The following is a 13,366-nucleotide window of genomic DNA, read 5'->3' on the forward strand; positions in this document are numbered from 1 at the left end:
CGCTACTGAATTCATCTACAGTCTTTAAAAATCATGCTTTCTCGCCTTGCAAAAGATAAATCTCAATGGCGACTATTCGTCCACCGCTGGATACGTCATGGCAAAGTAGTGAGTGTTTTAATTTAGGGGCTCCCTATACTCTTTAACAATAGTTGTTAGCATGTCGCGGCCGGGTAGCGCTGTTTTTCGGAGCGAGTGATGGCGTTAAAAAAATCTGTTAAGGTCATCGGTGGTGTAAGATCAAAATTACTTTTTCAAAGCCTCATACTTAGCACAGGCTACCTTTCTTTCTTCAATCAAGCTAGGGTCAGATGCCCCCATGGCGGCAACCGTTGCCGAATTACAGGCTTTTCTAGCTTTAGCGAGGTCTGACTGTTCCGTACCAGCTGATATGCTAGCAATGGTAGGTTTGTAGGTAATCGATGCATTGCAGTACATGTTTTTCGACTTGATGTGCCGCCAATGGTTCTTGGGGTTTTCACTCAGATGCGTGCACAAGTCAGAGAATAAATCCCTGGCTTTTACCGTACACTGCGAATAAGTTTGTATATCCTGGCTGTAGCTACCGCATACGCTATCATCTTTGATTCGCCACATTTGATATTGGAAAGGAATCGTCATTCCTTGATATTCAATTGTCACTGCTTTTATTTCTGTGCCAATAGAGTCTGTTAGCTGCCTATGGACATTACTCTGCACTGTGTTTAAGTATGCGCTAAACAGATAGGTTACTGGGTCCAAAACTCACTCCATAAGTTAGTTGTTGTTAGATGCGATTCACTTTTCGTTAGTAGGATGGTTGATTCGTCTAAATATTCCTGATGTGTGACTTATTAGCTCCTAGAGCATAGCATTTTAATAGTTGGTCAGCATTTGAATCCTAGCTTTAATGGGCCCTTTTCGCACTGGTGACCGCGGAATTCGTTCCATTTTACACTTGACCCTACGTGCGACCGAAGAAAATCATGTCAAAGGTTTAAACTTCTTGTACAGTACATTTAAGTGGATACCCATGGCTTTTGGCAACATCATCGATAAGTGCGCATACTTTGTTAGCAGCTTCTTTGTTGGCGATATAAACGCCAGAAGAGTCTAACCTGGTATTTGTACTGACTTGCGAGCCAAATCCTCAGTGCTGTACGACAAATAATACTCAAGCACTTCAATAGCAAAGCCCAGCGGCGTAGAGTTATTATTGCGCATTGTTATTTAATAATACCCTTTGTTTTTATTCTCTTTTATAAAATCTTAAATTGTCGAATCTATTACAGGCAATTGAATCACTGCATCTTTGAATTCAATTTGAATCGAAGTTAATTTTCCCGCTAGAAAAAACGATAAAGCCAGCGAAGATTGCATGGAGAGCTACTTAAATTAGATCTTCCATGAATTTTTATGATTTTCCCTTTCGTGTATTATGGCTTTATTAGTTTTTCGTAGGGCGGAAAGTTGCTCGTGGTGTGGCGCATGGATGTATACACTTCTTTAAGGTTTTCAGCTGCCTGGTCGTAGGTATGCAAAAGCTCCTGAATTTCTCCTTTATCTCTAACCGTCTCAGACTCAAGAAGACCCTCAAAGTACACAATTTGCTTTTGGACTGACTGAAAGCTGACAAGAATCGTTGACAGGCTTAATTCAACCATTGGTTCGCATCCTCAGTTGAGATTGTGCGTTTGCAGCCTGGGCAGTTCCAACCCGAGTAATTGGATTCCATAATACGTGAAAGCTCAGGATCAACCTGTAGACTGGGTCTAATTTGTGGCGGAAGTTTACGGGCACAAAAAAACGGGCCGCAGCCCGTTTTCTAAGGTGATAGTTAAAAAATTAACTATTTCTTCGCCCGCTTACGCTCGTTTTCGGTCAGCAGCTTTTTGCGCACGCGGATGCTTTCTGGTGTGACTTCTACCAATTCGTCATCTTCGATAAATTCCAGCGCTTGCTCCAAGGTGTGCTTAATGGGCGGCGTTAGCGTTAGGGCTTCGTCGGTACCGGCGGCACGTACGTTGGTTAATTGCTTGGCCTTGGTGGGGTTAACTACCAGGTCGTTGGCGCGGGAGTGAATACCGATGACTTGGCCTTCGTATACATCAATACCGTGGCCCAGGAATAAACGGCCGCGGTCTTGCAAGCTGTAAAGAGCGTAGGCCAGTGTTTTGCCTTTAACCATGCTCACCAACACACCGTTTTGACGGCTGGCCACTTCACCCACCTTAACCGGGCCGTAATGATCAAAAACGCTGGTCATAATACCGGAGCCGGAGGTCAGGGTTAGGAACTGGCCACGGAAGCCAATCAAACCGCGTGACGGAACAACAAACTCTAAGCGTACGCGGCCTTTGCCATCGGGCTCCATGTTGGTCAGCTCGGCTTTACGCAAACCCAGCTCTTCCATTACCGAGCCTTGGTGCTGGTCTTCGATGTCGATTACCACAGCTTCGAACGGCTCTTGGATTTCACCGTCGATTTCACGCTGTACTACTTCCGGGCGGGATACACCCAGCTCGAAGCCTTCACGGCGCATATTTTCAATCAATACCGACAGGTGCAATTCACCACGACCAGAGACGATAAATTTGTCTGGCGTGTCGCCTTGCTTTACTCGCAGAGCCACGTTGTGAATCAGCTCTTGGTCCAGGCGCTCTTTGATATTGCGCGAGGTAACGAACTTGCCCTCTAGGCCGGCAAAGGGTGAGTCGTTAACCATAAAGGTCATGCTCACGGTGGGCTCGTCCACAGACAGCGCCGGCAGCGCTTCAACGTTTTCTGGGTCACACAGGGTGTCGGAGATGCTGAGCTTGTCGATACCAGTAATACACACGATGTCGCCAGCGGTGGCTTGCTCGGTGTCGATGCGCTCCAGGCCAAGGTAGCCTTTAACATTCAGCACTTTACCTTTGCGCTCTTTGCCATCGGCGGATTTCACCACGACCTGCTGGTTGGGTGACAACTTACCGCGAGTAATGCGGCCAATACCGATTACACCCACGTAGCTGTCGTAATCCAGTGCCGATACCTGCATTTGGAAAGGCGCTTCTGGGTCTACGTCTGGGGCGGGTACGCGGTCGACGATCATTTGGTACAGCGGAGTCATGTCGTCGGCCATTTCGCTGGGGTCATTACCGGCGATACCATTAATGGCAGAGGCATAAATAACGGGGAAATCCAATTGCTCGTCGGTGGCGCCAAGGTTGTCGAATAGGTCGAATACTTGGTCTAGAACCCAGTCTGGCCGAGCGCCGGGGCGGTCGATTTTGTTGATAACAACGATGGGCTTTAGGCCACGCTCGAAGGCTTTGGAGGTTACAAAGCGGGTTTGCGGCATGGGGCCATCTTGGGCGTCAACTAATAGCAGAACGGAGTCCACCATGGACAACACACGCTCCACCTCGCCGCCGAAATCGGCGTGCCCGGGAGTATCCACGATGTTGATACGGTAGTCGTTCCAGCTAATGGCGGTGTTTTTCGCCAGGATAGTAATGCCACGCTCCTTTTCCTGGTCGTTGGAGTCCATGATGCGCTCGGCGCCTAGGTCTTTACGATCTAGGGTACCGGATTGGCTTAGGAGTTTATCAACCAAGGTCGTTTTACCATGGTCAACGTGGGCAATAATCGCGATGTTTCTTAACTTCTCAATCACTGGGATGTCTCTGGGCGGGTAAAATAAAGGCGGCGATTATACCCATGTCGTATGACCATACCTAGCGCTTTGGCCGATTATTTGGCTAATTTACGATCAAAAGTGGTAAAGATTTGGGGATTGGAGAAGGTTTGACGACGGCAGGATTCAATCTGGCGCTAATTCGAATTCATAGCCCATGCTTTGGTGCAACACACGAACCACCTTGATACCGTTGTCGACAGGGACGTATATGATTAGGTGCTTATTGCAATGATACCTATGCACAGGGGGCTTAAAATTGCTCATGAAGACGACTGATGTTTGTTTTTAGGCTTGATCATCTGAACGCGTTTTCCAACTCGTCCAAATAGCGATCAACCTGAGCGGCTCCCCAGGTTTTGTAACCTGGGTTTGTTAGTTAGGACGCCAGATGGTGATAAGATCTTCCCAACAGCGCACACTCTTGTATATCTTGCTCACACCGAATCCTTGGTATTACCTTAATCGGGCCTCCTGTTTGATGGCCTCAATATCCAGCTCGCCGTCATCACCGCTAGCAAATCCCTCGTCGATTGAGGCTTGTAGCGCCTTTATCTTATCGGCGCGCCGCTGATCTTTGCGGATAAGATCGCGAATGTAAACGCTATTGTTCGCATACAAAACGCTATCTATCTGAGATTCTACCCAGTCGCGTATAGGGTCGGGCAGAGCAATATTCATTGTTGCCATTGCGAAATGGTACCCATTGTAGAAGTTCGTATTTCGCCCGTGACAGATATGGCAAAGTTTGCCATAAATGGTCAAACATCAACTCAACATCGTCAAGCGGCCCATTTTCTGTTGCAGCAAGCGGGTTCGCAGCTCGGCCAGAGTCAGTGGGGACGAGGTAAAATAGCCCTGCACGCACGTGCAGCCGTAGGACTCTAGCTGGCGCATTTGCTGTAGATTCTCTACCCCCTGGGCAATGGTGGTTTTGCCCATCACACTGCCCACGGCGGCGATGGCCTGAACCGTGCGCGCGGCGGCCGGGCTCTCTTCCGCCTCGCCGATGAGATCGCGGGAAATCACCACCGTTTTCACCAAATCCTGGTTCAGGTCGCCCATGGGTAAAAAGCCCTGTCCGACGTTATCCATGGAGAAGTGCACCGCCAAGGGCTGCAACGCCAAACCCAAGCCCGCCAGGCAGGAAGCGTATTTTAGCCAATCGCTCTGGCACACCTCCAGTTCCAAGCCGGCTAAATTACTGAGGTTGGATTCGTGCACAGCCTGGCGTAGACGATCAACCAATTTCACTTCGCGCAGCATGGGGCCAGTCACGTTAACCGCTAAGCCAATGCGTTGATCCAGCTCCTGGTTGAACTGGGCCCATTGGCCTATGGCTTCTTTAAGCACCCAGTAGCTCAGGGTGGGTAGCAGGCCATTGCTTTCGGCCAATTCAAAAAACGCCGTGGGGCTCAACATACCCCGGGCTGGATGCGACCAGCGCATTAAAGCCTCAACCGCCACAATGCGGCCAGTGGCGAGGTCCACCCTGGGTTGATAGCGCACGCAGATTTCCTCGCGCTTTACGGCACGCAGTATATCCACCTGGGTGAGCTCGTCCCGCTTGGCACTGGCCTGTGTATTGGCTTGGTAAAATACGTAGGTACCGCCGCCACGGGCCTTAGCTTGATACAGCGCATTATCGGCCCGGCGCATCAGTAATTCTGCCTCGTCGCCCACATCCGGGAACACCGCAATGCCCACAGAACAGCCCACCTGCACGCTGCCATTGGACAACACCAGAGGTTTGTTGAGGCTGGCGATGATTTTTGTGGCCAGGGCCGCTAGGCCTTGTTCGGAATCGATGGAATCGGCCAGCACTACGAACTCATCACCGGCCAGACGCGCCAGCGAGTCACTTTCACGTAGGCAGTCGCGCAGCACGTTGGCACAGGCCGCCAGGGTTTCGTCACCGGCGGCGTGGCCGTACTGGTCGTTCACCCGTTTAAAGTGGTCAAGATCTATATATAAGAGGGCAAACCGGGAGTAGTTGCGTTTATGCAAGCTGATGGCGTGCTGTAGCCGGTCGGCAAACAGTTGGCGATTGGCCACGCCACACAGACTGTCGTAGTAAGCCAAGCGCGACAGGCGCTGCTCGTGGCCGTGGCGAATCACAGCGTAGCGCAGGGTGCGGTCTAACTGCTCTTGAGAAACGGTCTCCAGGGCAAAATAATCGTCTGCGCCGGAGCTAATAATATGCTGATCCAGATCGCGCTCTAAGAACTCTGTAAACACCACCACAGGCAGGGCATTGGCTTCATTACCCAACCGGTGCAGTAGCATTTGCGAGTTTTTGTAGTGCCAGTGGTACTGCAGCAGCACCAAATGATAATCGCCGCTGGCCGCCAACTTATCCACCCCGCCCAGGCGCGAACGCCAGTGGCAAACGTACTGCCCCGCATAGCCCAGGGTAGCGTTTATTTTTTCAAACTCGCCTTCATTGGGAGTAACCACCAAAATATGCAATTCTGGCTCGGTAAACGTCGTTTCCATAAGCGGTTGTACCATGAACCCGGATACTCAAACGCCGGATTATTGTTGTTATCTTCATGTCGAACGGCCGCTGCTACCCGGGTGCGGTAATCCGATGTGGAATGCGCCAGAGCCGTAATTTTTGGCCCTGCCGCTTTCGGTTTTCACACTGCACACTTAGAATACTGCTGCTGCAAAGCTAGGCCCTTGGCTGAACGTGCCTAGCTAAAAAAGCGATTGCTACTCGTAGAAACGCTATTGAGTCTCAATTGACTCTAACTATAGACGCTTGCTGGTGATAAATTCACCTTTTTTTGGATATTTGGCGTAATTTTTCGCCTATTAGCGGTAAATTCCTTGTGACAAACCTAAACCCCCGGCAAAAACAAGCCGTTGAGTACGTCGGTGGCCCCTGTTTGGTTTTGGCAGGCGCTGGTAGTGGTAAAACCAGTGTAATTACGCGCAAAATCGCCTATCTCATCGAACAGTGCGATATGCCCGCCCGCCACATCGCCGCCCTCACCTTTACCAACAAAGCCGCCCGGGAAATGAAAGAGCGGGCCTCGGCGCTGGTGAAAGGCGACGCATCTCGCGGCCTAACGGTTTCCACCTTCCACAACCTGGGGCTGAATATTATTCGCCAGGAATACAAAACCCTGGGGTTTAAGCCGGGGTTTTCCATATTTGATGCCGAGGACGCCCGCGGCCTTATCAAAGAGCTGATGCTCAAAGATGGCGACCTGGATAACGACCATCTCAATATGGTGCAGGGAATTATTTCCAACTGGAAGAACGACCAGGTAATGCCCGGACACGCCCTCAGCAAGGCCGAAAGCGAGGGCGAACAGAAGATCGCCCTGGTATACGAACGCTACAACCAAGCCCTGCGCGCCTACAACGCCGTGGATTTTGACGATCTAATTCTGACTCCGGTACAGCTGTTTATCGAACACCCAGAAGTGTTGGAAAAATGGCGTAAAAAAATTCGCTACCTGCTGGTGGACGAATATCAAGATACCAACAACGCACAATATTTATTGGTACGGCAAATTGTTGGCGACCGAGGCGCCCTTACCGTGGTAGGCGACGACGACCAATCGATTTACGCCTGGCGCGGCGCCCGGCCCGAGAACATGAATGAACTCACCGTGGATTACCCCACCCTGCAGGTGATTAAGCTGGAGCAAAATTACCGTTCCACACAGCGTATTTTGAAAGCCGCCAATACCGTGATTGCCAACAACCCCCACACCTTTGATAAAGCCCTGTGGAGCGACAAGGCCATTGGCGACCCCATCCGGGTGATTAAAAATCGTAACGAAGAGGTGGAAGCCGAACGTGTCGCCACCGAAATTATTACCCAGCGTTTGAACCGTCAGGCCCGCTACCAGGATTTTGCCATTCTGTACCGCAGTAACCACCAGGCCCGCTTGATGGAAATGAAACTGCAACACCATCAAATTCCCTACAGTTTGGCCGGTGGCACATCGTTTTTTGCCCGGGCAGAAATTAAAGACGTTATGTCGTATTTAAAATTGGTGGTGAACCCCGACGACGACAACGCCTTTTTGCGCATTATTAACACTCCGCGCAGGCAAATCGGCCCCAGCACATTGGAAGTATTGGGCCGCTATGCCACCGAGCGCGGGGTAAGCTTGTTTTCTGCCTGCCAAGAAATGGGCCTACAAAGCCAGATTTCGGAAGCCGCGTATATTCGGCTAGAGCGCTTCGGCAAATGGATGATGAACCTAAGCCTGATGGCCGAAACCGAAGACGCCATGCGCGGGCTGCGAGAAATGGTATCCGATATCGACTACGAAGGCTGGCTGCATCAAAACGCCAGCTCCGCCAAAGTGGCCGAACGGCGTATGGAAAACGTCAACTACCTACTGGATTCCATCGGCCGCATGCTAAACCCAGACGATCCCAGCCGCGAGCCGCTGTCATTAAAAGATGCCATCACGAAATTAATATTGATGGATTTAATGGAGCGGCAAGAGGAAGAAGACGTGCAAGACCAAGTTCAAATGCTGACCTTGCACGCCTCCAAGGGCCTGGAATTTCCCCACGTGTTTATTCTCGGTGTAGAAGAAGACATCCTGCCCCACCGCAACAGCATTGAAGACGACAACGTTGAAGAAGAACGTCGCCTGGCATACGTAGGCATCACCCGAGCCCAGCGCTCCCTCACCCTAATGCTGGCCGCCAAACGCAAACAATACGGCGAAATTATCGACACCAGCGACAGCCGCTTCTTAGAAGAATTACCGCCGGAAGATGTGGAGTGGGAAGGCTTCGGCACCGCCAGCCCCGAGGCTAACCAAGCCAAAGGCAAGGCTACGTTGGACAGTTTGTTGGGGATGTTTGATGATGATTAAAAAGGCACCTTTGCAGTTTTGTATAGGTTGCCAATGAAATTCGTAGGGCCTTTAAACTGAAAAAGACTTAATACTCCTCTTAAGAACAACATTAACTTCTTATGTAAGCCCGCGAAATCAAACTATTTTTCGTGACCAAGTTATATTTTTATGAGCATCTCTCCAGATTACAATTACGGAGACGCGAATTAGAATAGATATAACTTTTAAGGAAGCTTATTCAATGGACAGATACACAGAGGCGAAGATCACAATTGCCAAGGTGATAGAGCTCGCTTACTCTCAGAACAAAGGATTGACTTACAGCATTATCGCGCAAAAGGGCAATGCAAAGCTTACAATCGATCAAAACGGAAAAGCCATTATCTCAGGCACGGCAGGTGTTGTGGTAATCAGCGAAGGCGTTGACGCCACCAAAATCGGTGCGAAGATCAAGCGCGCAAATATCACGTTTAGCAACGAAGACGGTATGAATATCGGTTATTCTGGCACGATCGATTACGGCGTTGCAAAAGTAAGTGTGATTGGTACATTTAATTTAGAAGCACTCATTACCTCTTGTTCTGGACTGTTATGCAAAGCTGCGCGGGCTCTTAAAGGCAGACATCGTGCTTATGATGAGGAATTGAAAAGAATCATGGTGAATTGAGCAATGAGTAAATTCCTAGTTTTAACATCGGCATTGCTCTTAATTCTCAGTTGTACTTCCGCGCAAACGACGGAACCCCAATTCTACGACCTTTACAAGGAATACAGAACGAAGGCCAATGCCGGAAATCTTGATACATTATTACCCGCCTATTTTACGAAAGCTCTTTTGAGCAAGGGCGACCTAACAGACCAATTTCAAAGAAGCTTTTTCTTGTTTGAAAATTCCCTAGCACAAGAAACGAGCCATTTCGAAGTTGTTAAAAGTGGCGTTGGCTGCCTAACGGTTAACGGCTACGATACAGCCAACCGCCCGGTTGTGTTCAGCCTTGAGTACGTGAGTTCAAACGAAGCATGGCTCATTAACGAAATGCACGTTATTTACAGCGAAGACCAGCCGATGACGAAAGCCATTTGCCCGGACGAATATGGGGCCTTGGACTGACGGCAATGGCCGCGTGCCATTGATAACCTTATTGGCGCGGTGAGCCCAAGTGAGCAATGATGGCGCAGTGCCGATGCTCAAACCAACCTGTTTAAATTTTGTCCACCCCAACTAAGTGGGCGTCTCAGATTACAACCGTAATATCTCAACCCATCCCGCCATGAGATAACCGGTTACACATCAAGACATAGCCAATGAACCTGAGACAAATACACAAAGGCCCCGCTATTGCTAGCGGGGCCTTTTAGTTCAACCAACCAAAATCTTAGTGATCGTGGCCGTCGTCTGCTGGTGCTGCTTCGGCTTCTGCCTCGGCGTCTTCGCCGCCGGCGTTAAGCAACTCAACCTCAAAAATCAGCGTGGAGTTAGGGCCGATTTCCGGTGGCGCACCGCCTGGGCCGTAGGCTAGCTCAGAGGGGATATACAACTCCCACTTGGAACCTTCTGGCATCAGTTGCAGGGCTTCGGTCCAGCCTTTGATCACTTGATTTACACCGAAGGTGGCGGGTTCGCCACGGCCAAAGGAGCTGTCGAACTCGGTGCCGTCAATTAAAGTACCGCGGTAGTGCACGGTAACTCGGTCGGTTTCACCGGGTTTAGGGCCGGTGCCTTCGGTTAACACTTTGTACTGTAAGCCACTGTCGGTGGTAACAACACCGTCTTTAGCGCCGTTTTCGGCCAAGAAGTCCTCGCCCTCTTTGGTGTTGGCGTCGGCTACAAGCTTGTTAGCCTCGGCTTCTTTGGCTTGAATCTCCTGCTGTTTTTCCATTACGTAGGCTTGGAATTCTTGCATAACCGTTTGCATTTCTTCTTGTGAAATGCGCATTTCTTCACCGGCTAGTTGGTCTTCAATGCCGGCGGCGGTGGCTTGCGAATCCATGGCAAACTCAATTCGGCCGTGGTTACGGCTGGCATCGTAGCCCACCAGGTAACTCACTTTCTTTTCCAGAGTATCAAGTTGCAGTGGGGCTTCTTCTTCCACGGCTTTTTCTGCTTTACAGGCAACCAGCAGAGCCGAGCTCAGCAACACGCCGGTTATGGTTTTTAATTTCATTGTTTAATTCCTATAACTTGAACAATTGTAGAGAGTGACCGCGAGCCGGTTGTTGAGTTCATAGCGATGGTACACACGTGACCTGAATCACAGCCAACCGCCTAAACTGGCAAACCGCGTCGAAACATGGGGGTTTATCACCGCTGGTGTCACCAAGCCCTGGTACGCACACAGGCGGCACCATGCCTCACCCAGGCCGCATGTTAGTACATTTAAGTCACACAACACAGCCCAAGCCCTCTAAAAGGTGACGCCAATCCGACTATTGTCGGCAAAAGCGGTATTTCCACGGCCGTCACCGCCTGGGCGGGCTAAAACACAGCACTGGTAAACCCCGCCGCAGGTCGAACTCCAACACGAGTCAAACCCTACCGCTGGCCAAACGAGAGACATGGGACCCATTGACCGATGATGAGTTCAACCCCAACCAGGAGATGGCTAACAACTGTGCTGCTGGCCTACCCCAGCCCATCACCTGCTATATAAGAGCCAATATTTATTGCGGTTAACCCTTTGCTTTAGATTAGTTTTGTAAAGACGATGTATTGGCGTTGCCTATTAAACACAAGCTCGATATTGAATGGGCCAACTAGGTGCTAGACCAATAATTTATACAGCGAAAGAAATTCCCTCTAAAAAGTCTTTTTTAGCCGAAACTCTTTCAAAACATACAACTTTTGCTATAACAGAGTTATCATAAATCTTTACGTCTAGATTTCTTATCACTGATCGTTTAGAAGGACGCTTCCATGGCAGCTCGTAAGAAAACCGTTATTTCTGTTGCGGAACTTGAAAAGCAGATCGCCAAATTAACCGCCGATCTCACCACAGCCCGCGCGAAAAAATTAACCACCTCAGAAAAGGCCGCCGCCAAAGCGAAAACCGCCGCCGCAGCGGCAGCTAAAAAGTTTGCAGCTGCCAAAAGCAAAGCGGCCAGTGCTGGTAAATCCGCCAAAACTGCCGCTCAAGTAGCGCGGGCCGAAAAAGCCAGCCAAGCAGCAGCTACGGCGCAAGACATGGCTGCCGAGGCCAAGGCCATGGCCGCCGAGGCCCGCGCAGCAGTGGCCGATTTAAAAGCGGAATTAAAAGAAATAGCCGCGGTAGAAAAAATGGTGGCCCAGGCCAGCAAAGAAATTGCCGCTAAAACCGAAAAGGTCCCGGCCAAGAAAAAAGCCGGCGCTAAGAAAGCCACAGCAAAAAAAGTTACGGCCAAAAAAGCACCAGGTAAGCGGGGCCGCCCAGCCAAGGTCAAAGTAGCGGCCGAGGCAACCACCACAGAGAAAAAAGCGCCGGCCAAACGTGGCCGCCCAGCCAAAGCAAAAGCCGAGGCCAGCCCGGTAGCAGAAAAAGCGCCGGCTAAAAAACGGGGTCGCCCGCCAAAAGCTAAGATAGCGGTTGAAGCCAGCGCAACCGAAGCCAAAGCGCCGGCCAAAAAACGGGGTCGCCCACCTAAGGCCAAGCCTGAAGCAAGCGCTGAAACCCCGGAGAAAAAGGCACCGGCCAAGCGTGGTCGCCCGGCTAAAGCCAAACCCGAGGCCAGCGCAAGCAGCCCGGCTCCGGCTAAAAAGCGCGGCCGCCCACCTAAGGTAAAAGCCGCTGAGCCCATGCCCGAGCAGGCATCATTACTGGATTCCACACCTGACGCGCCAGCCAGTACCCCCGAAGTAGAAGCTAGCAAACCAGAGGGAGAGACCACTGCACCGGCAGCGACACCTGCCGCTGAAGCTGAAAAGCCCGCGGTAGAAGTGGAAACTCCGGTTGAGGCCACCCCCATTACGGAGCAAGAGCCGAAAGCAGAAGAAGCTGCGCCAACCGAAAAAGACGCTTCTGAGGAGACCCGTACTGAAGAAGCCAGTGCCGAGGAAACCAGCACCGAAGCTGAGGCCGAGGCAACGGAAGACGCAGCCGCTGCAAACGACACCGAAAACTCTTCGTCCGCTGAGGCCGAATCCAAGCCCACCGGCGACGACGAAGAGACCAACGATTCGCCGTCTGTACGCAGTTTATTCGACGGCCCCAAACGCTAAGCACTCATTAAGCGTTGCCGGTTTATAGCCGTTAGAGCCAGGGTTTCTACCCTGGCTTTTTATTTTCTGAGTTAATTACCGCGGTTTTAACTTCCTAGTCTTTAACCTGCTAATTTTTGTTCTGCGGGGTTTTGTTCTTCTAGTTTTAATTGTTTTGAGCTTTGTCCTTCTGAGCCGCCTTCCACGCTTGCCTAAAAATACCCTGCAGGGCCTCGCTCTGTGTCGGGGTTAAGCCGGAAAAGACAACCTCTGCCCCAGCCGCGCCACCTTGCGCCCAGGTTTGCAGATAATCGTAAATCAGCGCTTGTTGCCGTTGCTCTGCGGCCAATTCCAACGCTTTTACCGCGGTGTACAAGCGCGCTCCCATGGCGCCGGAGGCATTGGCTTTAATGGCCCGGCGCTGACTGCGCAGCGAATGTGTGAGCGAGAACCAAGGCGCCAGCAACTGCCCTACTGCCTGCCATTGCTGTGGGCTGATATTACGGCCTTGTTGCTGTAGCCAGCCCTGGGCCAGCAGCACATTGACCTGGGCACCTTGGTTATCTTGTAAATCCAGCAGCGCTTGCTGCAAGGGTGAGTAGCCATACACGGCCAAGGAATAACGCCACAGCGGGTTATCCAGTGCTGGTTTTACCGGGTCGTTGGGGGATTTAGTTAAGCGGTTGCTCATAGCCGAGTTTT

The 13,366-nt window shown here is 50.9% G+C and carries 11 protein-coding genes; 4 read left to right on the top strand and 7 right to left on the bottom strand.

Translation table 11 applies throughout. The annotated features are described in order from the left end of the window. Positions 1–246: 246 nt before the first annotated feature. The 5 genes from ACGHM3_RS23690 to ACGHM3_RS23710 form a co-directional block, all read right to left on the bottom strand. Positions 247–741, bottom strand: a complete 495-nt coding sequence (locus ACGHM3_RS23690; protein ID WP_345424735.1) for a hypothetical protein — start codon at positions 739–741, stop codon at positions 247–249. 674 nt (positions 742–1,415) lie between these two features. Continuing rightward, positions 1,416–1,643, bottom strand: coding sequence for a hypothetical protein (locus tag ACGHM3_RS23695; protein ID WP_345424740.1), 228 nt, complete (start codon positions 1,641–1,643; stop codon positions 1,416–1,418). Between the two features lie 185 nt (positions 1,644–1,828). After that, positions 1,829–3,637, bottom strand: a complete 1,809-nt coding sequence (typA, locus tag ACGHM3_RS23700) for a translational GTPase TypA (protein WP_345424743.1) — start codon at positions 3,635–3,637, stop codon at positions 1,829–1,831. 477 nt (positions 3,638–4,114) lie between these two features. Then, positions 4,115–4,348, bottom strand: a complete 234-nt coding sequence (locus ACGHM3_RS23705) for a type II toxin-antitoxin system ParD family antitoxin (protein ID WP_345424746.1) — start codon at positions 4,346–4,348, stop codon at positions 4,115–4,117. Positions 4,349–4,426: 78 nt separating this feature from the next. Next, positions 4,427–6,154, bottom strand: a complete 1,728-nt coding sequence (locus ACGHM3_RS23710; protein ID WP_345424749.1) for an EAL domain-containing protein — start codon at positions 6,152–6,154, stop codon at positions 4,427–4,429. A 338-nt stretch (positions 6,155–6,492) separates the two neighbouring features. On the opposite strand from ACGHM3_RS23710, the gene rep reads away from it, so the two are divergent. The 3 genes from rep (at position 6,493) to ACGHM3_RS23725 (ending at position 9,604) form a co-directional block, all read left to right on the top strand. After that, on the top strand, positions 6,493–8,511 hold the full coding sequence (rep, locus tag ACGHM3_RS23715; RefSeq protein ID WP_345424752.1) for a DNA helicase Rep: 2,019 nt from the start codon (positions 6,493–6,495) through the stop codon (positions 8,509–8,511). Positions 8,512–8,734: 223 nt separating this feature from the next. Then, entirely contained in the window at positions 8,735–9,160 is a 426-nt protein-coding gene (locus ACGHM3_RS23720) for a hypothetical protein (RefSeq protein WP_345424755.1), read from the top strand. A gap of 3 nt (positions 9,161–9,163) precedes the next feature. Beyond that, positions 9,164–9,604, top strand: a complete 441-nt coding sequence (locus tag ACGHM3_RS23725) for a hypothetical protein (RefSeq protein WP_345424758.1) — start codon at positions 9,164–9,166, stop codon at positions 9,602–9,604. 265 nt (positions 9,605–9,869) lie between these two features. Here the strand turns inward: ACGHM3_RS23725 and ACGHM3_RS23730 are convergent, their stop codons facing one another. Beyond that, positions 9,870–10,658 (bottom strand): FKBP-type peptidyl-prolyl cis-trans isomerase, encoded by a 789-nt coding sequence (locus ACGHM3_RS23730; RefSeq protein WP_345424761.1) that lies wholly within the window; start codon positions 10,656–10,658, stop codon positions 9,870–9,872. Positions 10,659–11,407: 749 nt separating this feature from the next. Here ACGHM3_RS23730 and ACGHM3_RS23735 point away from each other — a divergent pair. Next, positions 11,408–12,685, top strand: a complete 1,278-nt coding sequence (locus ACGHM3_RS23735) for a hypothetical protein (protein WP_345424764.1) — start codon at positions 11,408–11,410, stop codon at positions 12,683–12,685. Between the two features lie 145 nt (positions 12,686–12,830). Here ACGHM3_RS23735 and ACGHM3_RS23740 read toward each other — a convergent pair whose 3' ends face one another. Beyond that, the gene (locus ACGHM3_RS23740) at positions 12,831–13,355 is read right to left on the bottom strand and encodes a TIGR02444 family protein (protein WP_345424767.1); all 525 of its coding nucleotides are present in this window, start codon (positions 13,353–13,355) and stop codon (positions 12,831–12,833) included. Between the last annotated feature and the right edge of the window lie 11 nt (positions 13,356–13,366).

Source organism: Halioxenophilus aromaticivorans (assembly GCF_042850945.1).
Lineage (GTDB): Bacteria > Pseudomonadota > Gammaproteobacteria > Pseudomonadales > Cellvibrionaceae > Halioxenophilus > Halioxenophilus aromaticivorans.

Excerpts from the sequence above, each read along its gene's own strand:
- ACGHM3_RS23695 (WP_345424740.1), bottom strand. The coding sequence starts at position 1,643 with ATGGTTGAATTAAGCCTGTCAACGATTCTTGTCAGCTTTCAGTCAGTC.
- ACGHM3_RS23705 (WP_345424746.1), bottom strand. The coding sequence starts at position 4,348 with ATGGCAACAATGAATATTGCTCTGCCCGACCCTATACGCGACTGGGTA.
- ACGHM3_RS23720 (WP_345424755.1), top strand. The coding sequence starts at position 8,735 with ATGGACAGATACACAGAGGCGAAGATCACAATTGCCAAGGTGATAGAG.
- ACGHM3_RS23710 (WP_345424749.1), bottom strand. The coding sequence starts at position 6,154 with ATGGAAACGACGTTTACCGAGCCAGAATTGCATATTTTGGTGGTTACT.
- ACGHM3_RS23735 (WP_345424764.1), top strand. The coding sequence starts at position 11,408 with ATGGCAGCTCGTAAGAAAACCGTTATTTCTGTTGCGGAACTTGAAAAG.
- ACGHM3_RS23740 (WP_345424767.1), bottom strand. The coding sequence starts at position 13,355 with ATGAGCAACCGCTTAACTAAATCCCCCAACGACCCGGTAAAACCAGCA.
- ACGHM3_RS23725 (WP_345424758.1), top strand. The coding sequence starts at position 9,164 with ATGAGTAAATTCCTAGTTTTAACATCGGCATTGCTCTTAATTCTCAGT.
- ACGHM3_RS23730 (WP_345424761.1), bottom strand. The coding sequence starts at position 10,658 with ATGAAATTAAAAACCATAACCGGCGTGTTGCTGAGCTCGGCTCTGCTG.